The sequence below is a fragment of the Rhizobium sp. 01L410 genome, from assembly GCF_056400165.1.
In genome coordinates, this window is sequence record NZ_JBFTST010000015.1 from 82,706 (window position 1) to 108,761 (window position 26,056).

Below are 26,056 nucleotides of genomic sequence, written 5' to 3' on the forward strand. Positions count from 1 at the left end.
ACTACCGACTAATCACTACTCACTGCTTCGCCTTCTCATCGCCCGGCAGGACATAATCCGTGCCTTCCCAGGGCGACATGAAGTCGAAGTTGCGGAATTCCTGCTTCAGCTCCACCGGCTCGTAAACGACGCGCTTGGCGGCATCGTCATAGCGAACCTCGACGAAACCGGTCGTCGGGAAGTCCTTGCGCAGCGGATGTCCTTCGAAACCGTAGTCGGTCAGGATGCGGCGCAGATCCGGATGGCCGGTGAAGAGAACGCCATACATGTCCCAAGTCTCGCGCTCGAACCAGTCGGCGCCCGGATAAACGGCGCAGGCCGAGGGGACCGGCGTGTCTTCGTCGGTCGCGACCTTGATGCGGATGCGCAGGTTCTGCTTCGGAGACAGAAGGTGATAGACGACATCGAAACGCAGCTCGCGCTGCGGCCAGTCGACGCCGCAGATATCGATCATGTTGACGAAGCCGCACTTGGCATCGTCACGCAGGAACGTCAGCAGCGCGATCAGGTTTTCACCCGTCGTCGTCAGGGTCAATTCGCCGAACTTCAGCTGCGACGCGGCAACCAGGTTGCCACGCGCTTCCGAGATATAGGACGACAGCTCAGTGAGGGCTTCGCTCATATGTCTTGTCCTTAACCCTTACCGCTCGATCGTGCCGGTGCGCCGAATCTTTTTCTGCAGCAGCAGCACGCCGTAAAGCAGAGCCTCTGCCGTGGGGGGACAGCCCGGCACGTAGATGTCGATCGGCACGACGCGGTCGCAGCCGCGAACAACCGAATAGGAATAGTGATAGTAGCCGCCGCCGTTTGCGCAGGACCCCATCGAAATGACGTAACGCGGCTCAGGCATCTGGTCATAGACCTTGCGGAGCGCAGGCGCCATCTTGTTGGTCAGCGTGCCGGCGACGATCATGACGTCGGACTGGCGCGGTGATGCGCGCGGCGCAAAGCCGAAGCGCTCGACGTCGTAACGCGGCATCGACAGCTGCATCATTTCGACGGCGCAGCAGGCAAGACCGAAGGTCATCCACATCAGCGAGCCGGTACGGGCCCAGTTGATCAGCTCGTCGGTCGAGGTGACGAGAAAGCCCTTGTCGGCGAGCTCGTTGTTGATTTCGCCGAAGAAGGCGTCATTGGCGCCGATCGGCTTGCCGGTCGAAGGATCGATGATCCCCTTCGGGGCCTGAGAAACGAGCGGCTGATTGCCGGCGGGGGTCACTCCCATTCCAGGGCTCCCTTCTTCCATTCATAGATAAAGCCGATGGTCAGCACGAAGAGGAAGACCATCATGGACCAGAAGCCGAACCAGCCGATGGCGCCGAAGGAAACGGCCCAAGGAAAGAGGAAGGCGACTTCGAGGTCGAAGATGATGAAGAGAATCGACACGAGATAGAAGCGGATGTCGAACTTCATGCGGGCATCGTCGAAGGCATTGAAACCGCATTCGTAGGCAGAGAGCTTTTCCGAATCAGGCGCCTTGAAGGCAACGGCGAACGGCGCAATCAGAAGGGCCAGGCCGATAACGAGAGCGATACCAATGAAAATAGCGATCGGAATGTAATTACCGAGCAGTTCAGTCATCATGTTCATCCCTGCTTGCCGGCTGCGCCGGGCGGCGCAATGGGCAAATGCCCGGCAAGCGAACGTGCGTTGCAACAAGCCGTGGTTAGCGCAGGCTGAGCCACGGCGCAAGACTTTTAGAAGACCAATTCAAGCTACGATGATGCGACATTATCAAGCAGATGCAACGATGTCGCGACAAATCCGCTTAGGTTGCGGAAGGCTGCATGGCAGCCCACGAAATTCTGCATGGCTTGGAGGAGAAAATGGCGCGAGTGACGGGGCTCGAACCCGCGACCTCCGGCGTGACAGGCCGGCACTCTAACCGACTGAGCTACACCCGCGCATTGCGGAGGCGATGACCGGAATGTGCCTTTCAGCACTTGCTTTGAAATGGCGCGAGTGACGGGGCTCGAACCCGCGACCTCCGGCGTGACAGGCCGGCACTCTAACCAACTGAGCTACACCCGCATTCATTTCAAGCAATCCGGAGGCTTTCGCTTCCTTACCGAGGCGGGCTCGCCGCTTCGATGAGCGGCTAACTAAGGGGTTCGCATTTGAGTGTCAAGCAGGTTTGGAGACAAATCCATGACAGCACGGAAATTGTTTTGGATGCAGCGCGCAAGTGTCTGAAAGTTCGCGCGAAGCAGTGGCCGCGCGGGGCCTTCTCGCACCGATCCTTATATAGAGATCCACCGGGCGGTATCCACCCGCGCACTCCCCTTCCCTTTTCCACAAGCCGAAAAGCCTGCGTTGCCGCGCCCTTTCCAAAAAAATCAAAAAATCTTCACAAACACTCTTGCGGTTTTTTCCCGATCCGCATAGATCACGGCCACCGACGCGGCGGGCCGAACAGGCTTCGTGACGCGAGGGCGATTAGCTCAGTTGGTAGAGCGCCTCGTTTACACCGAGGATGTCGGGAGTTCGAGTCTCTCATCGCCCACCATTCTTTTCCCGATAAAATCTCAGATATTTGATCGCGTATCGCGGCTCCGATGTTGGCGCTCCTGCGTCTTTCGGCTACTTGGCAGTCAGTGAAGTAGAATTGCCCCGGATAAGGCGAGAATCATGAAGACACGCGAAGAACGGCAGGCGCAGCGTGCGGCGATGCCGCGGACACAGCTTTCGGCTCACCATATGGAGAATGCCAGGCTTCTCCCGGATCGCGGCGAGCTGCTCTACCGCATCCCGAATGGCGGAATCGGGGTCGAGGTGGGCGTTGCCTTCGGCGAATATACCGCCGAGATCATCGAGAAGAATCGGCCGGCGCAGCTTTTCCTGATCGATCCCTGGGGGATGGACCGCTATAGCTCCGGCCTGCACGACGTTCACACGAAGTTCGAGGCCGAAATCGCCTCTGGTCAGGTCAAGCTGATGCAGGGCACCTCGCTGGAGAAGCTGGCCGAATTCGGGGACGGTTTTCTCGACTGGGCTTATATCGACACCGACCATTCCTTCGAGCTCACCTGGCAGGAATTGCTGCTTTGCGAGAAGAAGGTGAAGCGGACGGGGCGGATTGCCGGGCATGATTTCTGCACCGGCAATACCGTCAAGCCGATCGTCTACGGCGTCGTCGAAGCGGTCACCAAGTTCTGCAAGGATTACGGCTGGCAGTTCGAGTTCCTGACCGTCGAATCACATGCTCATTTTTCCTACTGCCTGAAGCGGCTCTGATGCCGCGCGGCGATCGGCAGACCGCCGATCGCCCGCTTCCGCCTAGGCCTGGCGCGAGACGGTCCAGCTCTTTCCCGCATATTGATCGTCGCTGACATGCTCCATCCAATCGACCGGGGAACCGTTCAGCGCCTCCTGGATGGCGATGTGGCTCATCGCCGTGTCGGGTGCTGCACCATGCCAATGCTTTTCGCCGGGCTCAAACCAGACGACGTCGCCAGTGCGGATTTCGCGGGTGTCCTGCCCCCAGACCTGTACCAGGCCTCGTCCCGAGGTCACGATCAGCGTCTGCCCGAGGGGATGCGTATGCCAAGCCGTGCGGGCGCCGGGTTCGAAGGTGACGGTGGCGGCGCACACCCGCGCCGGATCCGGGCCTTCGACGATCGGATCGAGGCGGACGGTGCCGGTGAAATAGTCGGCGGATGGCCTGGTCGAGGGCCGTGATCCGGCCTGCTTGATGTCCATTTTGATTCTCCTGCGATTGATCCGGTGCGTCAGCCGAAACGTAGGTCAGGAACAGGCTGATTTGAAGTGGAGGAAGACCATGCGCCGCACAGGTCTCATCATTATCGCCGCCATGCTTGCCATCGTCGCCCTGCCGCATCTGGCGAGCGCGCGCGATTTCGCGCTTGAGGATTTCTTTGCCGGGCGCAGTGTGGCCGAGGGAGAGTTCAAGGCGATCAACGGCGTTGACCGCAAGTTCCGCGTGGCGCTGACCGGCCGCTGGAACGGCAAGCGGCTCACGCTTCGCGAAGACTTTGTCTACGCGGATGGCGTTCGCGAGCGCAAAACCTGGCGATTCGTCAAAACGGCGCCCGGCCGCTACAGCGGCACCCGCGAGGATGTCGTTGGTCCCGCGGAGGTGACCATCAATGGCGACGTGGCGCGCTACAGCTATCTCGTCGACATTGCACCCGGGCCGGAGCAAAATATCGTGCGCTTCCACGATACGATCCGGCGCCAGCCTGACGGCACGCTGTTGAATACCGCCTGGGTCAGCAAATTCGGTTTCCCGGTCGCCACTGTCCGCGTCACCTTCTCGAAGAAGTGACGCCCTGCCCTATCTCCCTTGCGGTCGCACGCTTGCCGCCATTTGCGGCGGCTGCTAGTTGCGATGCAGTTTCATCACGAGGGAGATTTCCATGAAAGAGCATAGTTTTGGCCGCATGCCGTTTTCGGTCACCAATGTCGGCTTTGGCGCCTGGCAGATCGGCGGTTCCTGGGGCGATGTCAGCGAGGCTGACGGCCGCGCGGCGCTGAATGCGGCGCTCGATGCCGGCATGACCTTCATCGACACCGCAGACGTCTATGGTGACGGCCGCTCGGAAAAGATCGTCGCCGACGTCCTGAAAAGCCGTGGCGGCAAGCGGCCGATGGTTGCCACCAAGGCCGGCCGCCGTCTCAACCCGCACGTCGCCGACGGTTACACCAAGGCCAATCTCGAAGGCTTCATCGATCGCAGCCTGAAGAATCTCGAAGTCGACAGCCTCGACCTGGTGCAGCTGCATTGCCCGCCGACGGAAGTGCTCTACCGCGCCGAAGTCTTCGAAGGGTTGAACGAGCTGCAGAAGGCCGGGAAGATCAAGGGCTACGGCGTTAGCGTCGAGAAGGTCGAGGAAGCGCTGAAGGCAATCGAATTCCCGGGCGTCGAGAGCATTCAGATCATCTACAACATCTTCCGCCAGCGTCCTGATCACCTGTTCTTCCAGGAAGCCCGCCGCAAGAATGTCGCGGTCATCGCCCGCGTACCGCTGGCCAGCGGCTTGCTGTCCGGCAAGATCACCCGCGACACCAAGTTCGCCAGCGACGACCACCGCAATTTCAACCGCAACGGCGAAGCCTTCGATGTCGGCGAGACCTTCGCCGGCGTTCCCTTCGAGGTCGGCCTGCAGGCTGTGGAGGAGGTGCGCAAGCTGGTGCCCGAAGGCACCACGATGGCAGCCTTCGCACTGCGCTGGATCCTGGTGCACGAGGCGGTCACCGTGGTCATCCCCGGCGCCCGCAACGGCGAACAGGCCAAGGCCAACGCAGCGGCTGCCAGCCTCGCGCCGCTCTCCCACGACGTCATGGCGGCGACCCGCGAGATCTACGAGCGGCTGATTGCACGGCATGTGCATCATCGCTGGTAGGATTCGCACGGATTGAATGGGAAACGGCCGGGTTATTGCCCGGCCTTTTCATGAGCGGCAACGGGAGACAGCAGAGACGATGATCAGAACTCAACGCCTACTTCTGCGTAAGTGGGACGAGTGCCACCGGGACGCGTTCGCGACGATGCATGCCGACGCCATGGTGATGGCCGACCAGGGCGGCCCACTCGACCGGGCTGCTAGCGATCTGAAATTCTATCGCTATTATGCAGCCCAACAAGAACATGGCACCGGCCGCTGGGCGATTGAAAGTACGAATGGCAGCTTCCTCGGCTATGCCGGTGTCATGCCGCGCAAGCAGGCGGACCATCCGTTGGGCCACCATCTTGAAATCGGCTGGCGTTTAACCCGTAACAATTGGGGACATGGCTATGCTACGGAAAGCGCAAGGGCGGCTCTCGAACACGCTATCGCGCTTTTTCCGGAGACAGAGATTCTAGCCTATACGACGCCTGAAAACCTACGCTCTCAAGCCGTCATGGAACGCCTCGGACTTGTTCGCGACAGTCACCGCGACTTTAGGACAACAAGTGTCGAAGGTCGAATGTGGCACTGTCTTGTTTGGCTCGCGCCACGTTCCTAAATCAAAATGGCCGGGCTTTCACCCGGCCATTTCCATTTCACTTTATAGGTTTCAGTTCGTGCCAACCAGGTTGACCGGGAAGAACAGGCTCTCGCCGGAGGAGTCGCTGACGCCGTCGTTGTCGGTGACGGCGTAGGGCTTGCCCGAGGCGTCGAAGGCGAAGCCTTCGAGCTTGTCGAGGACGTAGCCATTGGTTGCCGTCTTCAGTTCGTCGAGGAAGTCATGGGCTTCCGCCTTCTTGACGACAGGCAGCTCGCCGCCGAGCTTGGCGGGCTTCAGGTCGGAGATGGCCACCTTGTAGAGCTTCTTCAGCTTGGCAGCATCGCCGACCAGGTTGTCGCGCTCGATGATGTAGACGCTGTCGCCATGAGCGGAGATTTCCGAGAGGCCGACCCAGCCGTTTTCAGACTTGTCGAGCGGGTAACGAACGGCGCCCCATTCCTTGCTCTTCAGATTGTAGGAGACGAGCTTGACGAAGCCCTTCTCGTCGTCCTTCCACTCGCGCTGAACGGCCATCCAGAGCGTTGCGTCATCGCCGGAGCCGACGATCGTGACGCCTTCGAAGCCGTAGCGGATCTCGTTATCCGTCAGTTCCTTCGGCAGCGCGATCTCTTCCTTGATCTCGCCCTTCGGGTTGACGTGGTAGAGAGCGTGCGGCGTGAGCTTCTCGCTGTTGCCTTCCGACGCCAGCCAGAACCAGCCCTTGGCGTCGACGGCTACGCCTTCGATGTCGAGCTTCTGGGCAGCCGCACCATCGCGCTTGACAGTCAGCGCGTCAGTGATGAGAGCGGGCTTCTTCGTGGCGTCGATCGTGTAGATCGTCGGCTGGTTGCCGAGGACGCTGTCTGAGACGGCGAAGAGCTGGCCAGCCTTTTCAGGAACGGCTGCAAGACCGGAAAGAGCTGCAAAGCCGATCGGGTTGCCGTCCTTCTCCGCCGAGATGATCTGCGGATAGGTCTTCTCGCCTTCACCACGCTCATAGATCATGACGTGCGAGCGCGGGCCGCCATCTTCGCCGAGATCGACTTCGTTGGCGGTGGCAAACAGGTTGCGGCTCGGGATGGCGACTGCGCCCTCAGGCGAAACGCCCGACGGCAGGATCTGCAGGAGTTCCGGATCAGCGCCGGTGTCCTTGAAGACGCCGACGACGGAGGCGCGCTCGGCGAGCAGGAAGAACAGCTGGTCGTCGCCGAATTTGGCAGCTTCCAGACCTTCAGGCTCGACGCCCTTCGAGGAGGAGCGTCCCTCCGGATAGTGGCCGAGATGGGCAACGGCGCGCTCGAAGGACGCGCCCGATTCGTAGAGAACCTTGCCCGTCTTGTCGAAGATGGTGAAGCCGCGCGAGCCGCCTTCATAGTCGCCTTCGTTGGCAACGACGAGACGGTTGTCGTCCAGCCACTTGACGGCGTCGGGCTCGCGAAGGACGCCCTTCGCTTCGCCGGTGAACTTCAGCTGGCCGTCCTTCTTGGTGTCGATACCAGAAAGATCGGTGCTGCCGGCGGTGAAATGCGTCTTCACGGTGCCGGTCTTGCCGTCGATGATGACGATCTCGTTGTTTTCCTGCAGCGTCAGGGCGATCTCGTCCTGGCTGTTGAAGGAGACGAATTCGGGCTCCGGATCCTCAGGCGCAACAGCCGAGAGACCGGTCAGCGTCACGTGCTTGATGGTGCCGCAATCGACGGCGCCAGCCTTGACTTCGAAGATCACCAGATCGCCTGCCGGCATCTGCGGAATCTTGCCGTCGTTGACGTCTTCGTCACGCTCGTTCTCGATGGCGATGGTGCCGAGCGTCTTGTCCTTGTTGAGGGCGATCGAGTCCGGCTGACCGCCGAGGTCGCAGGTATTCTCGATCTTCTTGGTGGCAACATCGACGATCGCCAGACGGCCCGACGGCTTCACCTTGCTCTCGCTGGTGTTGACGGCGACGAGCGCCTTGCCAGCCGTCGAAGTGACCGACGTCGGTTCACCGTCCATCATCAGCGCGCCAAGAGCCTTCGGGGCCTTGGCATCGGTGATATCGACGAAGCCGATCGCGCCGAGCGGGCTGTCGCTGTAGACAAGCGTGTTGCCGTCATCGGTAGCGGTGATGATTTCGGCAGAGGTCGTCGAAAGCTTGTCCTTGCCTTCCGGCAAGTTCGAGGCGACCGGAAAAGATGCGATGCGGTTGAAAACAGGCTCGGCAGCTGCCGGAAAGGCAACGGAAGCCAGAAGCACGGCAGCGAGCGCTGCCTTGCGCGATGAAATAGTCATGAAATCCCCCATGCGTCGAAAAATCGAAACATGGGGGTTTTGAGGGAAGCGGATGACAGAGGGATGACAGGCGATGCGTTTTGCACCGCTTTGCATCAAACCCCTGCCCGCTCGCGTCTGATCTCGTTGCGCATGATGAACAGCGAAGCCGTCAAAATCAGCGCTGCACCCAGCCAGAGATAACCTGCCGGCGCATAACCGAAGAATAGCCAGCCCGCGAGCACATTGAGCGGCAGCTTCAGATCGTCGAAGGGCTGAACGTAGGCGGCATCCGCCACCGTATAGGCGAGCGTCAGCAGATATTGCGCAAAGACCGTCAGCAGACCTGCAAAGACGAAGAGCGCGAGGGTGAAACCCTCAGGCAACTCGAAGCCAGCGGCAGCGGCAAGCACGCCATTGATCGGTGTCAACAGCACCAGCAGCCAGACAGTGATCGTTTCGGGCTTCTCGATGCCGGTCAGGCTCTTGGTAATCAGCGACGAGGCGCCCCAGAAGAGCGCCGAGAGGATCGGCAGCAGGGCTGCCCAGGTGAAGGCATCCGACCAGGGCTGCAGGATGATCATCGCGCCGGCGAAACCGGCGGCGGTGGCTGCCCAGCGCGCCGGGCCAACGCGCTCGCCGAGAAACAGGCGGGCACCGAGAATGATGAAGAATGGCGAGGTCATGACCAGCGCGATCGCCTGCCAGATTGGCACCGAAGCGAGACCGGAAACCCAGGCCTCGACGCCGAGTGCGGCGAGCGCTACGCGAACGATATGGCGCCAGGGATAGGCGGTGCGCATGGCCGACAGACCAGTGCGCTTCAGAAACGGCAGCGAGAAGACCAGCGCAAAGGCATATTGCCAGAAGGCGGCCGACGCAGCGGAAAAGCCCATCTTCATCGTCACCCATTGAGTGACGACATTCAGAATGGAAAAGGCGATGCCCGCCAGCACCATGAAGGCGGCACCGGCCATCGCACGCGACGAGGAAAAGCTGAGGGAAGTCTGATTCATGTCTTTCATCCAGAAAGGGACCAACACAAATCAGGACGCATGAGCGCAGGACGGCTGCCGGGCAGACCCTGCCCCGCATACGGCTCGCGATCATTCTCTTTCATCCGGACTATACCGTCGGCTCCGGAATCGCACCGGATCTGCTGACCCCTGCCCCTTTGGGACAAAGCGCTCGCGGGCTTGGACCGAGGCCCTTACCGCCGGTGGGGACTTTCACCCCGCCCTGAGAACAACCGATCCGTAGTTCAAAGGTCTTCCGCCTGCAATGCAAAAAGGGTCCGGCTATCGCCGAACCCTTCAAAACTCCGCCTGCCGGTCTCGTTATCCGGCGGCCAAGCAAAACCGGATTAGCCGTTTACGGCATCCTTCAGGCCCTTGCCGGGCGTGAACTTCGGCACGTTGCGAGCCGGAATATTGACTTCAGCGCCGGTGGACGGATTGCGGCCCTTGGTGGCAGCGCGATGAGAAACGGTGAAGCTGCCGAAGCCAGCGAGACGTACGTCACCCTTGCTCTTCAGTTCGCCCTGGACAACGTCGAAAACAGCGTCGACAGCAGAGGCAGCGTCTGCCTTGGTCAGGCCAGCTTTTTCAGCAACTGCGGACACGAGTTCATTCTTGTTCATGTTTCCACCCCTTTCAATGGTTTGAAACGACTCAATCTGTAAGCCAGGCACAGAATAGGTTTCATCAGGCCCGCCGCAACCCAAAAGCCCTGCAAATCAAGGAAAAGCAAGCACCTCCATAAGGTTTTCACAAAAAAGGCTGGCGATTTACGCCAGCCTTTTCGGGGATTTGCAGCAATTTGACATAAATGTGGCGAATGCCGCTCAATGAGCGATGCCAGCACCTGTGTCGTCAAGCCCTTCGACCGTTGCGATGACCGGCGTTTCAACCGTTCCATCCCACTCGATCGGCTCCGGCCTGCGGATCAGAGCATGCTTGATCACCTCGCCCATGCGGGATACCGGGATGATCTCCATGTTGTTCTTCACGTTATCCGGAATCTCCGCCAGATCCTTGGCGTTCTCTTCCGGGATGAGCACCTTCTTGATGCCGCCGCGAAGCGCTGCGAGCAGCTTTTCCTTCAGACCGCCGATCGGCAGGACACGGCCGCGCAGGGTGATTTCACCCGTCATCGCCACGTTCTTGTCGACCGGGATACCGGTCATGATCGAGACGATCGCGGTTGCCATCGCCACGCCGGCCGACGGGCCATCCTTCGGTGTCGCGCCCTCAGGCACGTGGACGTGAATGTCCGACTTGTCGAAGCGCGGGGGCTCGATGCCGAAATCGACGGCGCGTGAGCGGACGTAGGATGCAGCAGCCGAAATCGACTCCTTCATCACTTCCTTCAGATTGCCGGTGACCGTCATGCGGCCCTTGCCCGGCATCATCACGCCTTCGATCGTCAGCAGTTCGCCGCCGACCTCGGTCCATGCGAGACCGGTGACAACACCGACCTGATCTTCGCGTTCGGCTTCGCCATGGCGGAAGCGCGGGACGCCCAGATAGGTGTCGATGTTTTCAGCCGTCACATGAACCGACTTCGTCTTGCCCTTGATGATCTCGGTGACCGCCTTGCGGGCGAGCTTCATCAGTTCGCGTTCGAAGTTACGAACACCGGCTTCGCGGGTGTACTGCTGGCTGATCGCCATCAGGGCATCGTCGCTGACCGAGAATTCATGCGGCTGCAGCGCATGTTCCTTGATGGCCTTCGGCAGGAGGTGCCGCTTGGCGATTTCGCGCTTCTCGTCTTCGGTATATCCGGCGATACGGATGACTTCCATGCGGTCCATCAGGGGCGCAGGGATATTCAGTGTGTTCGCCGTGGTGATGAACATCACATCCGAAAGGTCGTATTCAACTTCCAGGTAGTGGTCCATGAAGGTCGAATTCTGCGCCGGATCGAGCACTTCGAGCAGAGCCGAAGACGGATCGCCGCGGAAATCCTGGCCCATCTTGTCGATTTCATCGAGCAGGAAGAGCGGGTTGGACTTCTTCGCCTTCTTCATCGACTGGATGACCTTGCCGGGCATCGAGCCGATATAGGTGCGGCGGTGACCGCGGATTTCAGCTTCGTCACGAACGCCGCCGAGCGCCATGCGCACGTATTCGCGGCCGGTCGCCTTGGCGATCGACTGGGCGAGCGAGGTCTTGCCGACGCCCGGAGGGCCGACGAGGCACAAGATCGGACCCTTGATCTTTGTGGCACGGGCCTGCACTGCCAGATACTCGACGATGCGTTCCTTGACCTTGTCGAGACCGAAGTGATCGGCTTCGAGGATCTTCTCGGCATTGTTGAGATCGGACTTGATCTTCGACTTCTTGCCCCAGGGAATGCCGAGCAGCCAGTCCAGATAGTTGCGCACGACGGTGGCTTCGGCCGACATCGGGCTCATCTGGCGCAGCTTCTTCAGCTCGGCGTCAGCCTTTTCCTTGGCTTCCTTGGAAAGCTTGGTCTTGGAGATGCGCTCTTCCAGTTCGGCCATCTCGTCGCGGCCTTCCTCGCCGTCGCCAAGCTCCTTCTGGATCGCCTTCATCTGTTCGTTCAGATAGTATTCGCGCTGGGTCTTCTCCATCTGGCGCTTGACGCGCGAGCGGATGCGCTTCTCGACCTGGAGAACCGAAATCTCACCTTCCATGAAGCCGAGCGCCTTTTCGAGGCGAGCCTTGACGCTGGTGGTTTCCAGCATCTCCTGCTTCTCGGTGATCTTGATCGACAGATGCGATGCGACCGTATCGGCAAGCTTCGAGTAGTCGTCGATCTGGCTGGCAGCGCCAACGACTTCAGGAGAGATCTTCTTGTTGAGCTTCACGTAGCTCTCGAATTCCGAGACGACGGAGCGCGACAGCGCTTCCAGCTCGACCGGATCGTCATGCGGCTCTTCGAGCACATGGCCGAGGGCTTCGTAGAAATCTTCGCGGGCCGTATAGGCATCGATCTCGGCGCGCGCGCGGCCTTCGACCAGAACCTTGACGGTGCCGTCGGGGAGCTTCAGCAACTGCAGAACATTGGCCACGGTGCCGACATTGTGGATCGCGGACGGATCCGGATCGTCGTCGCTGGCGTTGATCTGGGTTACGAGCATGATCTGCTTGTCGGAGCCCATGACTTCTTCAAGCGCACGGATCGACTTCTCGCGGCCGACGAACAGCGGCACGATCATATGTGGGAAGACTACGATGTCGCGCAGAGGCAAAACAGGATAGGCAACACTGCTCGCTACAGACGTTTTCTTCGTCATTTCTTATTCCTTTCCATCGTCCCGTTTCCGGGCTCTCTGGCGCGGCCGCTTGGGACCCGGCCGGCACTCTCACTTGGGTTACAAGTGGAGGTTCTTCTTACCCTTTTCAAGCCACGCCAACGCTCGCGCTCCCTGCTTGTGACAGACTTATTACAAAGGAACGCCCACACTATGACGCGTGTAACTGTAGTGGCGCTTACCAATTCCGAACCGGCTAAAATACTGGGCCGGAAAACACGCTACGGAATCATTCCATCATTGCCGGGGACGCCGCATTCCGCAACGTCAGGAACAGCGTTTTCAAGCTTCTTCTGCAATAATTAACAGGAGGGCTCCCGGTTCACAAAATAGAAAGGGGCTCGCCGCAGGCAAGCCCCTAAATCTAACCATGCCGTCTACGACTATCAGGCAGAAGCGTTGGCCTTCTCGTCCTGACGGTCAGCGTAGATGTAGAGCGGGCGGGCCGAGCCGCGCGCCACTTCCTCGGAGATGACCACTTCGCGGACACCTTCCAGCGCCGGCAGTTCGAACATCGTGTCGAGCAGGATCTTTTCCATGATCGAGCGAAGGCCGCGGGCGCCAGTCTTGCGGACGATCGCCTTGCGGGCGATTTCGCGAAGGGCATCCTCGTGGAATGTCAGTTCCACGTCTTCCATCTCGAACAGGCGCTGATACTGCTTGATGAGCGCGTTCTTCGGCTCCGACAGGATCTGGATCAGCGCGTCCTCGTCCAGGTCCTCAAGCGTCGCCAGAACCGGCAGACGGCCGATGAACTCGGGGATCAGGCCAAACTTGACCAGATCCTCTGGCTCGAGCTCGCGCAGCACTTCGCCGACGCGGCGGTCATCCTGCGCCTTGACACTGGCGCCGAAGCCGATCGAGGTCTTCTCGCCACGGGCGGAGATGATCTTGTCGAGGCCGGCGAAAGCGCCACCGCAGATGAACAGGATGTTCGTGGTATCGACCTGCAGGAATTCCTGCTGAGGATGCTTGCGGCCGCCCTGCGGCGGTACCGAGGCAACGGTGCCTTCCATGATCTTCAGAAGCGCCTGCTGGACGCCCTCGCCCGACACGTCGCGGGTGATCGAAGGATTGTCCGACTTGCGGGAAATCTTGTCGACTTCGTCGATATAGACGATACCGCGCTGAGCGCGCTCGACATTGTAGTCGGCAGACTGCAGCAGCTTCAGGATGATGTTTTCGACGTCTTCACCGACATAGCCGGCTTCCGTCAGCGTCGTCGCATCGGCCATCGTGAAGGGAACGTCGATGATGCGGGCGAGCGTCTGGGCAAGGTAGGTCTTGCCGCAGCCGGTCGGGCCGACCAGCATGATGTTCGACTTCGCCAGCTCGATTTCGCCGTTCTTGGTCGCATGCGCGAGGCGCTTGTAATGATTGTGAACGGCAACCGACAGGATCTTCTTCGCCTGGCGCTGGCCGATGACGTATTCGTCGAGAACCTTGATGATGTCCTGGGGCGTCGGAACGCCGTCGCGGGACTTGACCATCGAGGACTTGTTCTCCTCGCGAATGATGTCCATGCACAATTCGACGCATTCATCGCAGATGAAAACCGTCGGTCCGGCAATCAGCTTCCGGACTTCGTGCTGGCTCTTTCCGCAGAAGGAGCAGTACAGGGTATTTTTGGAGTCGCCGCCGTTGCTGCCGCTGACCTTGCTCATTTCACTTTCCTTCCAGCACGCCGCATTTCAAAGGTGAAATCGCGGTCCACTCAATGGCCCGCCAGCCCGCTCCGCCACCGGAGCATCAGCCGGCCTAGCTTCAAGGGGTAAGAACCGGAACTCAACCAAACACGCTCAAGTTCCGGCGGCAACGAATTCCCCTTCGAATGCCGAATGCTATGTCATGAAAATTCAACATAGCATTAATACTTACTCTTAGCGTGTCCGCTCCGGGATTAAACCCCTTGTTCAATCACAATTGGGATAGAACTGTGGCAGCGAAAACACCATCCCAATTAATCACTATGCCGCAGCATCGCCTTCCATCTCGGTGCGCGACGTCAGAACCTTGTCGACGACGCCCCATTCGCGGGCTTCGTCAGCGGTCATGAAGTGATCGCGATCGAGCGTCTTTTCGACTTCCTCGTAGGAGCGGCCGGTATGCTTGACATAAACCTCGTTCAGGCGGCGCTTCATCTTCAGGATGTCGCGTGCATGGCGCTCGATATCCGAAGCCTGGCCCTGGAAACCGCCGGACGGCTGGTGAACCATGATGCGGGCGTTCGGCGTTGCGAAGCGCATGTCCTTGTCGCCGGCGCACAGCAGCAACGAACCCATCGAAGCGGCCTGGCCGATGCAAAGCGTCGAAACGGCAGGCTTGATGAACTGCATCGTGTCGTAGATCGCCATGCCGGCGGTGACGACGCCACCTGGCGAATTGATGTAAAGCGCGATTTCCTTCTTCGGGTTTTCGGCCTCGAGGAAGAGAAGCTGGGCGCAGACGAGCGTCGCCATGTGATCCTCGACAGGACCCGTCAGGAAGATGATGCGTTCCTTCAGTAGGCGGGAGTAGATGTCGTAGGAGCGTTCACCGCGATTGGTCTGTTCAACAACCATCGGCACGAGGGCCATAGCGGTATCGACTGGATTTCTCATGTGCGTCCTTTGTCAACGTCTTGCCGGCCGGGCCGGGAATCAAAGAAAAATGCCTTATCCCTACATAGAGTGTCCCTGCCCTCTACTTCAAGACACGCATAAGGATAACGTTAAGAAGCAAGGGGACCGGTGGAAAAGCCTTGTGCTGCGATGTAGCGTCTATCTGCGAATTGCCGCTTAACGGCGAGTGACCTGCAAGCACCCGCACAGCTTTTCTCGGCGACAGGATGAAGGGAAGCTTAATCCATCGGCAAGTGCTTTCAAACGTTTACCCTTTGCAAAGCCTAACCGCGAATATCACCCGCCACCGATCCCCCGATTAATCAACTGGCGAAGATTGGCGGATGAGTATGCCCCTGACTTCAAGGGGTATTGCCGTGTTTAGTGTTACGACAGGATTGGCGATCTGGTGCTCGGAGGCCATGACGCTCGCTTTGCTGCTGCTGATGGCCTGGCGCCATAATACGCGCAACAAGGCCTATCTGCTGTGGAGCTTCGGCTTTCTGCTCAGCGGCGCGGGCTTTGCCATGGTGGCGCTGCGCGGTGAAATCCCGAATATTCTCTCTATCGAAGGCGGCAATGCCGTGGCACTGGCCGGGCAAAGCGCTTGGGTCGCCGGTTTCATGGCGCTCGACCGCCGGAAGATCGAGTGGTGGGCGCTGCTGCCGCCGGCGATCTGGCTGGCCGGCGTCTTCCTGCCATGGGTCGGCGGCGACTACGGCAACCGCGTCATCCTCTATAATCTGGCCTCGGCCACGGGTGCGACCGCGCTCGCCATGGCGGTTGCCACCGGCAACATGCGCCAGGAAAGAACGCGCAACAAGCTGGCTGCCGTGTTCGTCATCCAGGGCGTGTTCTGCTTTGCCGTCGCATTGATGATGGCGCTGACCTTGCCAACCGATGCTCAGGCCACCAATTACGGCGGCGTGGCGGCGATGGTGAGCGCCTTCCTGCTGACGATCGCCTTTGCACTAACCTGCCGCATGATCATGGAACGCTCTGAAAGGCATTTGCGCGTGTTGAGCCTCACGGATTCGCTGACCGGCGTCTGGAACCGCCGCGGCCTGTTTGCCCGCTTCGGCGCCATCCAGGAAAAGGCCTTCGACGAAAAGCGCCAGGTGGCAGTGCTCCTCTTCGACCTTGACCATTTCAAGCGCGTCAACGACCGCTTCGGCCACCAGGCCGGCGATGCCGTACTCTCGGCTTTCGCGCTGTCCGCCCGCCAATTCGTGCCGAACCACGTCTTCGGCCGCATGGGCGGCGAGGAATTTGCCGCCTTCGCAACGGTTGCCGACCAGACGGAAGCCGAAGCGCTGGCCGAGTCGATCCGCACCGAGTTCTGCCGCCTGCCGATCTCGACCGGCGAAGCGATCGTTCCGGCAACCGTCAGCATCGGTGTTGCGATCGCCTCGCCGATCGAGGCCAATGTCGACAAGATGATCTCGGCCGCTGACCGGGCGCTCTATGCCGCCAAGGGCGCCGGACGCAATTGCAGCGTCATCTTCGGCGAGAAGGAAACGGCTGCTCCGCCGCCGGCGAAGATGGACCAGAATGCCGGCGAACTGGTTCCGACCGTCGACGATCAGGTCGAGGCACTGCGCCGGATGGGCTCGCTTTCCCGCGCCGGTTGACGCAGCCGAATTGATGCATCTTTTCGAGGCCTGGCAAATCCGCTAAGCCTCGAAGCCATGATGATAGCACCCTTCCTCTCGATCGATCCCGCCACCCGCCGCGTTTCTCTCGACAGCAGCGATCCGGCTTTCTACGGCAATCCGAACGCCGTCTATTCGGCGCTGCACCAGCATTGTCCGACCTTCTATTGGGAACAGCAGAAGCAGTGGTTTTTCACAGGCTACGACCATGTGAACAGCCTGTTGCGCGACCGCCGCTTCGGCCGCCAGATCCTGCACATCGCCAGCCGCGAAGAACTGGGCCTGCCGGAACCGGACCAGCATGTGGCCAATTTCGATCTGGCGGAGCGCTATTCCCTGCTTGAGCTTGAGCCACCAGAGCACACGCGGCTGCGCACCCTCGTCAACCGCGCCTTCGTCTCCCGCCATGTCGAGCGCATGAAGCCGGAGCTGGAGGAGCTTGCCAGCCGGCTGATCGACGGTTTTGCCGACAAGGGTGAGGTTGAGCTGCTCTCGGCTTTCGCCGATATCATTCCGGTGACGATGATCGCCCGGATGATCGGCATCCCCGAGGAGATGGGGCCGCAGCTTCTCGACTGGTCGCATGCCTATATCCGCATGTATCTCTTCGGCCGCACCCGCGAGGACGAGGACGGCGCCGAGAAGGCCGCCAAGGAATTCTCCGACTATGTGAAGACGGTGATTGCCGAACGCCGCGCCGAACCGCGCGACGATCTGCTCAGCCACATGATCCATACCGAGCACAAGGGCCAGTTCCTGACAGAGGAGGAGCTCGTCTCGACGACGATCGTGCTGCTGAATGCCGGCCATGAGGCGACGGTGCACCAGATCGGTAATTCGGTGCGCGTCATCCTCGACAATGGCTGCGACCCCGCCGAACTCTTCAAGGATGAGCCGACGACGGAGCGGACGGTCGAGGAGACGCTGCGCATCTGCGCGCCGGTTCACATCTTCCAGCGCTGGGCGCTCGAGCCGGTCGAGATCGACGGCATTTCGTTCCAGCGCGGCGACAAGGTGAGCCTCATTCTCGCGGCCGCCAATCTCGACCCCGCGAAATTCACCGATCCCCTCACCTTCCAACCCGGTCGCAACGAAGCCCCGAACCTCTCCTTCGGCGCCGGCATCCACTTCTGCATCGGCGCGCCGCTGGCGCGTCTGGAGCTCAACGTCGTCCTGCCGATCCTCTTCAAGCGCCTGCCGGGCCTGCGGATGGCGAAGGTGCCCGAGGTGAAGGATGTCTATCACTTCCACGGGCTGGAGCGGCTTGATTTGGCGTGGTGATTTCAGCGCTTGAAGAACTAACCTAATAGGTTATTTTATGAACGAGAAGCGTAAGGCGCATTGTCCGCTCGATGTTGTCAAAAATCTTGTCGATCAAGGCAAGGTTCGCATGACTTTCTCGGCGGTGGCAGACGCTTCGCGGCTGGAATTCACCGTCGATGAGGTCCATGAAACCGTCCTGTCGTTGACGCTTGGCGACTTCTACAAGTCGATGACCACTTATGCCGACCATACAGTCTGGCAGGATGTCTACCGGCCCCGGACGAAAGCGGGCAAGGTTTACCTGAAACTGACGGTTATCGACGACGTGCTGATCGTATCATTCAAGGAACTGGACAGATGAAGTGCCCTTCCTGCGGCAGTGACGGCCTCACTCAGCAAACCCAAGACCTGCCTTATAGCTATAAGGGCGAGGAAACGACCATTGCCAATGTCAGCGGTCAATCCTGCGGGTCTTGCGGGGAATTCGTCCTCGACGATACGGAAGCGCGGCGCGTCAACGCGGCGATGCTGGAATTCAACAAGCAGGTCAACGCGACCAGCGTCGATCCGGCTTTCATCGTTTCCGTCCGCAAGAAGCTCAATCTCGACCAGAAGGAAGCGGGCGATCTGTTCGGCGGCGGCGTCAACGCCTTCTCACGCTACGAGAATGGCAAGACCAGGCCGCCCGTCGCGCTCGTCAAACTCTTGAAGCTTTTAGACAAGCATCCCGAACTGCTGCCGGAGATCCGCGCTGCCTGACAAGCGCTAACGGTTTTCTGCAATCTCGCCGAAGCCGCCGATTTCGCGCAGCAGCTTGCGGTAGATGGCGCTTGGGTAGTCGGCGGCGGAGCGGACCGGCATGGCGAATGCGCCCGGGCCACCAATGACCTCGCGGTGAAAGTAGGAAAACAGTGCTTCCGGAGAGAGGTTCGGCTCCTCATCGTCTTCGTCGCCCTGGGCGCTGATGACGAGGGCGTTGATCGTCATGCCGTCGGCGATCAGTTCCCGGCGCACGGGCGCGACCTCCCGGCCGATGCTGTTGACGCCGTCGCTGGAGATATTGACGACCAGCCTGTCGGACGCGTAGCCGCTCTGGCGCAGCAGGGAGGCTGAATAAGAGAGCGCTTCGCTGATCGAGGTGCCGCGGCGCAGTTTGGTCGGAGAATTCTCGGCGAGCCGCAGCGAGAACATCCAGCAATCGGCTTCATCCTTGAGCAATGTCCAGGGAACCACCATCCGCTGACCGCGGTCGCCGCCCCATTCGATATAGGTGACGGCGATGCAGCCATATTTGCCGCTGCCGATCGCGTCGATGATCTCGGGCTGGCGGAAGGCGGCGACGAAGCCGTCCTGTTGCATCGCCTTCTCGCGCGGATCCATCGACGTCGAGACGTCGGCGGCGATCACCAGCGCGAGATCGATCCTCTCGCCGGCAAAGGCGACCGATGACATGCAGATAGCAAACAGAAGCCCCGCGATGGCTCCCTGTGGAAGCCACCGCCCGATCATTCCCGAAGACATGAAGCCCTCCCGCATCGCGCCGCTCGCGACCGGGCTCTCTTACCGGAAAGGACCGGCGCCGGTAAATTAGCGTATTCGGATACACCTAAAGGGATTGGGCAAAAGGGCTACCGGGCGTATCAGCCATAACGTCCGGTAATGTAATCCTCGGTCCGCTTGTTCTTCGGTGCCTGGAAGATCTGCGAGGTCGGGCCGTATTCGACGAGTTCGCCCAGATACATGAAGGCGGTGTTGTCGGAGATGCGGCTCGCCTGCTGCATGTTGTGCGTGACGATGACGATGGTGAAATCGGTCTTCAGCTGCGACACCAGTTCCTCGACCTTCGCCGTCGAGATCGGATCGAGCGCCGAGGTCGGCTCGTCGAGCAGCAACACCTCGGGGCGCAATGCCACCGCGCGGGCAATGCAGAGACGCTGCTGCTGCCCGCCGGACAGGCCAAGACCGCTGCCCTTCAGCTTGTCCTTGACCTCGTCCCAGAGGGCTGCCTGGCGCAGCGCCTGCTCGACACGGACATCCATGTCAGCTTTGCCGAGCCGCTCGTGATGGCGGATGCCGTAGGCGATGTTGTCGTAGATCGACATCGGGAACGGCACCGGCTTCTGGAACACCATGCCGACGCGGGCGCGCAGCTCGTTCATCGAATAGCGCGGGTCAAGGATGTTTTCGCCATCGAGCTTCACGGTGCCCGTCGCGCGCATCTTCGGATAGAGCATGTAGATGCGGTTGAGGATGCGCAGCAGCGTGGACTTGCCGCAGCCGGACGGGCCGATCAGCGCCGAGACCTGGCGTTCGGGGAAATTCAGGCTGACGCCACGGATCGCATGCGCGTCGCCATAGTAGAAATTGACGTCATCAAGGGTGAGCTTGTCGTTTGCCATCGTCGTCGCGGTCCTGCGGGTATCAAAGGAAGAGGAGGATTGCAGCATCATTTGCCACCTTTGGGGTTCAGAATGGCGCGGGAGCCCACGCTCAGAAGCAGCACGATCGCCGTCATGACGAAGGCACCCGCCCAAGCGAGCACATGCCATTCGTCGTAAGGGCTCATCGCGTACTGGAAGATCACCACCGGGATGTTGGCCATCGGCTCGGACATATCCGTGCTCCAATACTGGTTGTTCAACGCAGTGAAGAGCAGCGGCGCGGTTTCGCCGGAGATGCGGGCGACGGCGAGCAGGATTCCAGTGAGGATACCTGCCGAGGCGGCGCGATAGAGCACGGCGACCGTAACCTTCCAGCGCGGAATGCCGAGCGAGAGGGCTGCTTCCCGCATCACGTCCGGTACAAGGCGCAACATCTCGTCGGTGGTGCGCACGACCACCGGCAGAAAGATGAAGGCGAGCGCGATGCCGCCGGCATAGCCCGAGAAGTGTCCGGTCTGGCGGACGACGAGCTCATAGACGAACAGGCCGATGATGATCGATGGCGCCGACAGCAGGATATCGTTCATGAAGCGGATGACCGCGCCGATCTTCTTGCCGCGGCTGAATTCAGCTAGGTAGGTGCCGGCCAGAATGCCGATCGGCGTGCCGATGATCACGGCGAGAACGACCATCATCAGGCTGCCTGCAAAGGCATTGGCGAGGCCGCCGTCTTCGCCTGGGGGCGGTGTCATTTCGGTGACGAGCTTCAGGCTGAGGGCCGAGAGACCGTTGACCAGCGTCGTCCAGAGTATCCACACGAGGAAGATCAGGCCGAGGCCGGTGGCGCCGGTGCAGAGCGTCAGTGCAATGCCGCTCTTGATCTGGCGGCTGCGATAGATGGAATTGGAACCGGCCATCTTATTCGCCTCTCTGCTTTGCCATGCGCAGCAGCATCAGCTTGGCGGCGGCAAGGACGATGAAGGTCACGACGAAGAGGATGAAGCCGAGCGCGATCAGCGACGAGAGATAGATGTCGGTATCGGCTTCGGTGAATTCGTTGGCGATGGCGGCGGCGATCGAGTTGCCGGGCTCCATCAGCGAGACGGCAATATTGTGGGTATTCCCGAGCACGAAGGTAACCGCCATCGTCTCGCCGAGCGCGCGGCCGAGGCCGAGGAAGATGCCGCCGACAACGGCGGTACGGGTGTGCGGGATGACGATGTCGCGCACCACTTCCCAGCGCGTCGAACCCAGCGCATAGGCCGATTCCTTCAGCTGCGCCGGGACGACCAGGAAGACGTCGCGCATGACCGAGGAGATGTAGGGGATGATCATGATCGCCAGCACGATGCCCGAGGTCAGCATGCCGATGCCCATCGGCGCGCCCGAGAACAGCAGGCCGATCCCGGGGATCGGGCCGAGCCAGTCGATCAGCGCCGGCTGGACGTAGTCGGACATGAAGGGGGCGAAGGTGAAGAGCCCCCACATGCCGTAGATGATCGAGGGAATGCCGGCGAGCAGTTCGATGGCGCCGCCGATCGGTCCGCGCAGCCAGCGCGGCGCCACTTCGGTGACGAAGACGGCAATGCCGAGACTGACGGGAACGCCGATCAGCATGGCGAGCGCGGAGGTCACCAGCGTGCCGTAGATCGGCACCAGACCGGCAAAATGCTGAGCGACGGGATCCCATTCGGTGCCGGTGATGAAGCCGAAGCCGAAGGTGCGGAAGGCGAGAAGGCCGCCCCATGCCATGGAGATTGCAGCCGCCAGGAGCGCGGCGAGAACGAACAGGCCGCAGCCCATCACGATCCAATGGAAAATGCGGTCGCCGTTGGCGCCGTCGCGGCGCTTCACATCCGGCACGACAGCCGGCAGCGATGCCAGTGCTTCACTCATATCGATACTCGACTTGCTTTTGAGGGGGCGTCAAAGCAAACGGGGCAGAAAGCGAATGCTCCCTGCCCCGGCATTTCCAGGACTTAGCCCTTGAAGGAGGCCGTCCAGTAGTCTTCGATCTGCTTCACCAGCGTGGCCGGAAGCGGAACGTAATCGAGGGAAGAGGCTTCCTTCTGACCGTTCTCGAGTGCCCACTTGAAGAAGGCGAAAGCAGCCTTGGAGCGCTCGGCATCCTTCGGCTCCTTGTACATGATCGCCCAGGTGGTGGCGGTGATCGGCCAGGCCTTTTCGCCAGGCGCGTTGGTCATGATCAAGTAGAAGTCCTGGGCCTTGCCCCATTCGGCGCTGGCAGCAGCAGCCGAGAAGCTATCTGCATTCGGCTTCGGATACTGACCGGAGGCGTTCTGAACGAGAACGACGGGCAGCTTGTTCTGGAGGGCGTAGGCGTATTCGACGTAACCGATCGAATCCTTCACGCGGGTGACGTAGGCAGCGACGCCTTCGTTGCCCTTGCCGCCGATGCCGACCGGCCAGTTGACGGCGGTGCCTTCACCGACCTTGGACTTCCAGTCCGGGTTGACCTTGGAGAAGAAGTTCGTCCAGTTGAACGAGGTGCCCGAACCGTCCGAGCGGTGAACGACGGCGATCTGGCTATCGGGCAGCTTGAGGCCCGGGTTCAGGTCGGCGATCGCCTTGTCATTCCACTTGGTGACGTTGCCGAGGTAGATGTCGGCCAGAACCTTGCCGGAGAGCTTCAGCTCGCCCGACTTAATGCCCTTGACGTTGATAACGGGAACGATGCCGCCGACGACGATCGGGAACTGGCCGAAGCCGCCAGCCGTCAGGTCCTCGGGCTTCATCGGGGCGTCGGAGGCGCCGAAATCGACGGTCGCAGCCTTGATCTGGGCGATACCGCCGCCCGAGCCGATCGACTGGTAGTTCAGCTTGTCACCGGTCTGCTTGTTGTAGTCCGCGGACCACTTGGACAGAACCGGATAGACGAAGGTCGAACCGGCGCCGGTAATATCGGCAGCGGAAGCGGAAACTGCGAGCGCAGCAACCAGGCCGGCGCCGAGGCAGGCCGAAAGAAGTGTCTTGGTGAGCATATGGTCTCTTCCCTGAATGGAACGAACAATCGACGAGACCGGCGCCATGGAGGGGGTATCCACTGGCAAAGGGCGCTGAAATTCCCGTCGCAAAGGCGGGCTAGGCGCTGCACATTACAGTTTGATGACAGTTCTGCGACAGTTCGAAGTCGGCCGCGGATGCCCCACATAGCGTGCAGGACTGTTCGTTCACTAAATCAAGGATTTAACCTGTAAGGCTCTGTAAACATTACAAAATGTTAATGTCGGACTGCGTTGGTTTGACGCAGCCCGGCAAAAACCGCAGCCTTATGCGATGCCGTAGCGGCTGGCCGGCTTGTTGTGTGAGAGGTTAGGTCCGAGCGCATAGCGGGCGGCGTTCAACGCTTCGAAATCAGCCGGATCTGGCAGCGACGGGATGGTCACGAGTTCACCCTGATCGAAGCCGGCAAGAGCAGCATCGACGAGATCGGTGACGTCCATCACCATCGACGGCGGCAGCTGATCAACCGAGCCGCCAGCGCGTTCGAAGATCTCGGTGCGGGTCAGGCCCGGAAGAACAGCCTGAACCTTGACGCCCTTCGGGCTGGCCTCGGCATGGATCGACTGGGTCAGGTTGAGCACAAAGGCCTTGCTGGCATTGTACGTGCCGTGGAAGCGTTCGGCGAGGAATGCGACCACCGAGGCAATGTTGATGATGGCGCCCTTGCCGCGCTTGGCGAAGGTCTGCGCAGCCGCAATACCCAGCCGATTGACGGCCACGACGTTGATCTCGATCATTGTTTCGAGATAGTCGATATCATCTTCGAGCAATGCGCCTTTAGGGCCGATACCGGCATTGTTGACGAGCAGCGTAATCGCCTCGTCCTCGCGCAGGCGCTTCTCGACCTTTCGCACGTCTTCCCTGTTCGTCAGATCGGCCTGCAGGACCTCGGCCTTGATGCCGTGAGCGGCGGTGAGCTTTTCAGCCAGGGCATTCAGACGGGCTGCATCACGGGCGACCAGCAGCAGATCGTATCCGCGCTTTGCGAGACGATCGGCGTAAGTGGCGCCGATACCCGAGGAGGCGCCGGTAACGAGAGCTGTACCGAGGGAGGAAGTGGACATCGTGGAATCCTTTTCGATGCGTTGGTAATTAGTGGTATATGCCACTATATTGAGATCAACGGCATCTTGCGCAAGGGTGCACCGAAGAAATTATCGAAGACGATTGACGGCCGGCAGCAATCCGGTGACACCGGATCAGGAGAACGACGATGGACGAAAAAATACCGGGCTTCGAAAGCTGGACCGTTTGCAGCAACAGCGCGCTTCGCCGCGCGACACGCCAGCTCGGGCAGCTCTATGAGGAGGTCTTTGCGCCAAGCGGGCTGAGAGGCACGCAGTTCGGGCTGCTGACGCAGATCCATATGAACGGCAAGCCGTCGCTGAAATTCCTGGCCGACGGGCTGGTAATGGACCTCTCCGCCCTCGGACACACGCTGAAACCGCTGATCCGGGACGGGCTGGTGGAGCTGGTGCCCGACGAAAAAGACAAGCGCGTCAAACGGGCGACGCTGACCGGGGCCGGACTGGCAAAATGGGAAGAAGCCAACCGTCTCTGGGCCGAAGCACGCGACCGCTTCGAAAACGCCTTCGGCGCTGAAGCGTCGGAAGAATTGCGCAAAACCCTGAACCGCATTTCCTCCCCCGCTTTCGCGGAGAGTTTCAGGCGCTGAGGTTCGGCACTCAGACCCTGATCACATAATCCTTGCGAGTCGTTTCAACGACTTCCCAGGTTCCGTTGAAGCCGGGTCTGAGGATCATGCGGTCGCCGGCCTTGAGATGTACCGGTTCACCGCCGTCTTCGGTGACGATCGAATACCCCGACAGCACGTTGAAATATTCCCACTCATCGTAGGAGATCCGCCATTTGCCGGGTGTCGCTTCCCAAATGCCGGCGTAGAGGCCGCCTTCGGCTTCTTCCAGGTTCCAGGTGCGGAATTGCGGATTGCCGGAAACGATGCGGTCGGCGGCGGGCGCGCCCACTTCGGGCTCGACGGACGCCGGGTCGAATACGAGTTGATGCGGCATGCGGTCTCCTATCGGGCAGATGTCAGAAGCTTGACGCCGAAGCCCATGAAAATGAGGCCGGCCATCGCGTCGATGCGCCGGCGTCCCCGCGCGTAGGCGCTTGATACGGCAGGGTTGCGCAACACCGTCAGAACGAAGGTGTACCAAAGCGAGGACACCAGAACCATCGTCACCACGGCCAGAGCGCCATGCACCCAGGAATGGTCGGCAGGCAGGGTGGCGGCAAAGAGACTGGCGACGAAGACGGCCGATTTCGGGTTGGCGAGATTGGTTATCAGGCCGGAATAGAAGGCCTGCCGGTCGCTCATAGCGGGGCGGACCGCAGGTTCGCCCAGCGTTGCGGACTTGCTGTAGGTCTTCCACAAAAGCTTGGCGCCGAGCCAGAGAAGATAGGCGCCACCGGCGATCTTCAGGAACAGGTAGGCAAAGGGCGCAGCTGAGAACAAGGCGCTGATGCCGAGCCAGCCGGCAAGCCCCCAGCAGACCGTGCCCAGGATGACCCCGGCTATGACCGCGACCGCAGCACGCGTCGAGCCCTCCAGCGCCGTGCGCACGACGATGAAGAAATTCGGCCCCGGCGTGATAGCGGCGACCGCCCAGATTGCGGCAACGGAGAGAAGAAACATAGCTT

27 protein-coding genes, 3 tRNA genes and 1 riboswitch are annotated in these 26,056 nt (G+C 60.5%); of the genes, 10 read left to right on the forward strand and 20 right to left on the reverse strand.

Going from position 1 to position 26,056, the window contains the following annotated elements:
* Window positions 1-19: 19 nt before the first annotated feature.
* The 5 genes from AC1DV9_RS25915 to AC1DV9_RS25935 form a co-directional block, all read right to left on the reverse strand.
* A complete protein-coding gene (locus tag AC1DV9_RS25915) occupies window positions 20-622 on the reverse strand; it encodes an NADH-quinone oxidoreductase subunit C (RefSeq protein WP_112389671.1) in 603 nt (200 codons plus the stop codon).
* An 18-nt stretch (window positions 623-640) separates the two neighbouring features.
* Window positions 641-1,225, reverse strand: coding sequence for a NuoB/complex I 20 kDa subunit family protein (locus tag AC1DV9_RS25920; RefSeq protein ID WP_112389670.1), 585 nt, complete (start codon window positions 1,223-1,225; stop codon window positions 641-643).
* Window positions 1,216-1,581 (reverse strand): NADH-quinone oxidoreductase subunit A, encoded by a 366-nt coding sequence (locus AC1DV9_RS25925; RefSeq protein WP_112389750.1) that lies wholly within the window; start codon window positions 1,579-1,581, stop codon window positions 1,216-1,218. Before AC1DV9_RS25925 ends, AC1DV9_RS25920 begins: the two co-directional genes overlap by 10 nt.
* Before the next feature lie 246 nt (window positions 1,582-1,827).
* Window positions 1,828-1,904, reverse strand: a tRNA-Asp gene (locus tag AC1DV9_RS25930).
* Between the two features lie 50 nt (window positions 1,905-1,954).
* Window positions 1,955-2,031 (reverse strand) — tRNA-Asp (locus tag AC1DV9_RS25935).
* Window positions 2,032-2,430: 399 nt separating this feature from the next.
* Between AC1DV9_RS25935 and AC1DV9_RS25940 the strand changes: the two genes are divergently transcribed.
* Window positions 2,431-2,506: transfer RNA gene (locus AC1DV9_RS25940), tRNA-Val, on the forward strand.
* A 122-nt stretch (window positions 2,507-2,628) separates the two neighbouring features.
* Window positions 2,629-3,234 carry a class I SAM-dependent methyltransferase gene (locus AC1DV9_RS25945; protein WP_477950552.1) on the forward strand — a complete coding sequence of 202 codons (606 nt, stop codon included), beginning with the start codon at window positions 2,629-2,631 and terminating at the stop codon, window positions 3,232-3,234.
* A 42-nt stretch (window positions 3,235-3,276) separates the two neighbouring features.
* On the opposite strand, the gene AC1DV9_RS25950 is transcribed toward AC1DV9_RS25945, so the two are convergent.
* Complete coding sequence (locus AC1DV9_RS25950) at window positions 3,277-3,699, reverse strand: (R)-mandelonitrile lyase (RefSeq protein WP_477950554.1); 423 nt, start codon at window positions 3,697-3,699, stop codon at window positions 3,277-3,279.
* A 79-nt stretch (window positions 3,700-3,778) separates the two neighbouring features.
* On the opposite strand from AC1DV9_RS25950, the gene AC1DV9_RS25955 reads away from it, so the two are divergent.
* From AC1DV9_RS25955 to AC1DV9_RS25965, 3 genes are all read left to right on the forward strand, one after another.
* Complete coding sequence (locus AC1DV9_RS25955; protein ID WP_477950556.1) at window positions 3,779-4,285, forward strand: DUF3833 family protein; 507 nt, start codon at window positions 3,779-3,781, stop codon at window positions 4,283-4,285.
* 91 nt (window positions 4,286-4,376) lie between these two features.
* A complete protein-coding gene (locus AC1DV9_RS25960) occupies window positions 4,377-5,363 on the forward strand; it encodes an aldo/keto reductase (protein WP_477950557.1) in 987 nt (328 codons plus the stop codon).
* A 79-nt stretch (window positions 5,364-5,442) separates the two neighbouring features.
* Complete coding sequence (locus AC1DV9_RS25965; protein WP_477950558.1) at window positions 5,443-5,967, forward strand: GNAT family N-acetyltransferase; 525 nt, start codon at window positions 5,443-5,445, stop codon at window positions 5,965-5,967.
* Between the two features lie 51 nt (window positions 5,968-6,018).
* On the opposite strand, the gene AC1DV9_RS25970 is transcribed toward AC1DV9_RS25965, so the two are convergent.
* The 6 genes from AC1DV9_RS25970 to clpP form a co-directional block, all read right to left on the reverse strand.
* On the reverse strand, window positions 6,019-8,217 hold the full coding sequence (locus AC1DV9_RS25970) for an esterase-like activity of phytase family protein (protein ID WP_477950560.1): 2,199 nt from the start codon (window positions 8,215-8,217) through the stop codon (window positions 6,019-6,021).
* Window positions 8,218-8,312: 95 nt separating this feature from the next.
* A complete protein-coding gene (locus AC1DV9_RS25975) occupies window positions 8,313-9,221 on the reverse strand; it encodes a DMT family transporter (protein ID WP_477950562.1) in 909 nt (302 codons plus the stop codon).
* Between the two features lie 79 nt (window positions 9,222-9,300).
* Window positions 9,301-9,447, reverse strand: a riboswitch (FMN riboswitch).
* A 112-nt stretch (window positions 9,448-9,559) separates the two neighbouring features.
* Entirely contained in the window at window positions 9,560-9,835 is a 276-nt protein-coding gene (gene hupB / locus AC1DV9_RS25980) for a DNA-binding protein HupB (protein ID WP_112389664.1), read from the reverse strand.
* Between the two features lie 204 nt (window positions 9,836-10,039).
* Window positions 10,040-12,457 carry an endopeptidase La gene (gene lon / locus AC1DV9_RS25985; RefSeq protein ID WP_477950564.1) on the reverse strand — a complete coding sequence of 806 codons (2,418 nt, stop codon included), beginning with the start codon at window positions 12,455-12,457 and terminating at the stop codon, window positions 10,040-10,042.
* A gap of 404 nt (window positions 12,458-12,861) precedes the next feature.
* Entirely contained in the window at window positions 12,862-14,139 is a 1,278-nt protein-coding gene (clpX, locus tag AC1DV9_RS25990; protein WP_112389662.1) for an ATP-dependent Clp protease ATP-binding subunit ClpX, read from the reverse strand.
* 303 nt (window positions 14,140-14,442) lie between these two features.
* Window positions 14,443-15,075: an ATP-dependent Clp endopeptidase proteolytic subunit ClpP gene (gene clpP / locus AC1DV9_RS25995; protein WP_112389661.1), complete on the reverse strand. Its 633-nt coding sequence runs from the start codon at window positions 15,073-15,075 to the stop codon at window positions 14,443-14,445.
* A 377-nt stretch (window positions 15,076-15,452) separates the two neighbouring features.
* Between clpP and AC1DV9_RS26000 the strand changes: the two genes are divergently transcribed.
* Genes AC1DV9_RS26000 through AC1DV9_RS26015 form a run of 4 tightly spaced genes read left to right on the forward strand, consistent with a single transcriptional unit; the run spans window position 15,453 to window position 18,749 of the window.
* The gene (locus AC1DV9_RS26000) at window positions 15,453-16,706 is read left to right on the forward strand and encodes a GGDEF domain-containing protein (RefSeq protein WP_112389748.1); all 1,254 of its coding nucleotides are present in this window, start codon (window positions 15,453-15,455) and stop codon (window positions 16,704-16,706) included.
* 57 nt (window positions 16,707-16,763) lie between these two features.
* Entirely contained in the window at window positions 16,764-18,008 is a 1,245-nt protein-coding gene (locus tag AC1DV9_RS26005) for a cytochrome P450 (RefSeq protein ID WP_477950566.1), read from the forward strand.
* Between the two features lie 37 nt (window positions 18,009-18,045).
* A complete protein-coding gene (locus AC1DV9_RS26010; RefSeq protein WP_477950568.1) occupies window positions 18,046-18,351 on the forward strand; it encodes a type II toxin-antitoxin system MqsR family toxin in 306 nt (101 codons plus the stop codon).
* Window positions 18,348-18,749: a type II TA system antitoxin MqsA family protein gene (locus tag AC1DV9_RS26015; protein WP_477950570.1), complete on the forward strand. Its 402-nt coding sequence runs from the start codon at window positions 18,348-18,350 to the stop codon at window positions 18,747-18,749. The genes AC1DV9_RS26010 and AC1DV9_RS26015 overlap by 4 nt, the downstream gene beginning before the upstream one ends.
* A 6-nt stretch (window positions 18,750-18,755) precedes the next feature.
* On the opposite strand, the gene AC1DV9_RS26020 is transcribed toward AC1DV9_RS26015, so the two are convergent.
* The 6 genes from AC1DV9_RS26020 to AC1DV9_RS26045 form a co-directional block, all read right to left on the reverse strand.
* On the reverse strand, window positions 18,756-19,511 hold the full coding sequence (locus AC1DV9_RS26020) for a DUF1194 domain-containing protein (RefSeq protein WP_477950571.1): 756 nt from the start codon (window positions 19,509-19,511) through the stop codon (window positions 18,756-18,758).
* A gap of 119 nt (window positions 19,512-19,630) precedes the next feature.
* A complete protein-coding gene (gene pstB / locus AC1DV9_RS26025) occupies window positions 19,631-20,437 on the reverse strand; it encodes a phosphate ABC transporter ATP-binding protein PstB (protein ID WP_477950609.1) in 807 nt (268 codons plus the stop codon).
* Complete coding sequence (gene pstA / locus AC1DV9_RS26030; protein WP_477950573.1) at window positions 20,437-21,288, reverse strand: phosphate ABC transporter permease PstA; 852 nt, start codon at window positions 21,286-21,288, stop codon at window positions 20,437-20,439. The genes pstB and pstA overlap by 1 nt, the downstream gene beginning before the upstream one ends.
* Before the next feature lies 1 nt (window position 21,289).
* Window positions 21,290-22,267, reverse strand: coding sequence for a phosphate ABC transporter permease subunit PstC (gene pstC, locus AC1DV9_RS26035; protein WP_112537433.1), 978 nt, complete (start codon window positions 22,265-22,267; stop codon window positions 21,290-21,292).
* A gap of 83 nt (window positions 22,268-22,350) precedes the next feature.
* Window positions 22,351-23,373, reverse strand: coding sequence for a phosphate ABC transporter substrate-binding protein PstS (gene pstS / locus AC1DV9_RS26040; RefSeq protein WP_477950575.1), 1,023 nt, complete (start codon window positions 23,371-23,373; stop codon window positions 22,351-22,353).
* 288 nt (window positions 23,374-23,661) lie between these two features.
* Complete coding sequence (locus tag AC1DV9_RS26045) at window positions 23,662-24,459, reverse strand: SDR family NAD(P)-dependent oxidoreductase (protein WP_477950577.1); 798 nt, start codon at window positions 24,457-24,459, stop codon at window positions 23,662-23,664.
* A 149-nt stretch (window positions 24,460-24,608) separates the two neighbouring features.
* Between AC1DV9_RS26045 and AC1DV9_RS26050 the strand changes: the two genes are divergently transcribed.
* Window positions 24,609-25,070 (forward strand): MarR family winged helix-turn-helix transcriptional regulator, encoded by a 462-nt coding sequence (locus AC1DV9_RS26050; protein ID WP_477950579.1) that lies wholly within the window; start codon window positions 24,609-24,611, stop codon window positions 25,068-25,070.
* Window positions 25,071-25,080: 10 nt separating this feature from the next.
* Here AC1DV9_RS26050 and AC1DV9_RS26055 read toward each other — a convergent pair whose 3' ends face one another.
* Window positions 25,081-25,425, reverse strand: a complete 345-nt coding sequence (locus AC1DV9_RS26055; RefSeq protein WP_310298397.1) for a cupin domain-containing protein — start codon at window positions 25,423-25,425, stop codon at window positions 25,081-25,083.
* An 8-nt stretch (window positions 25,426-25,433) separates the two neighbouring features.
* A complete protein-coding gene (locus AC1DV9_RS26060) occupies window positions 25,434-26,051 on the reverse strand; it encodes a LysE family transporter (protein WP_477950580.1) in 618 nt (205 codons plus the stop codon).
* Window positions 26,052-26,056: the final 5 nt, after the last annotated feature.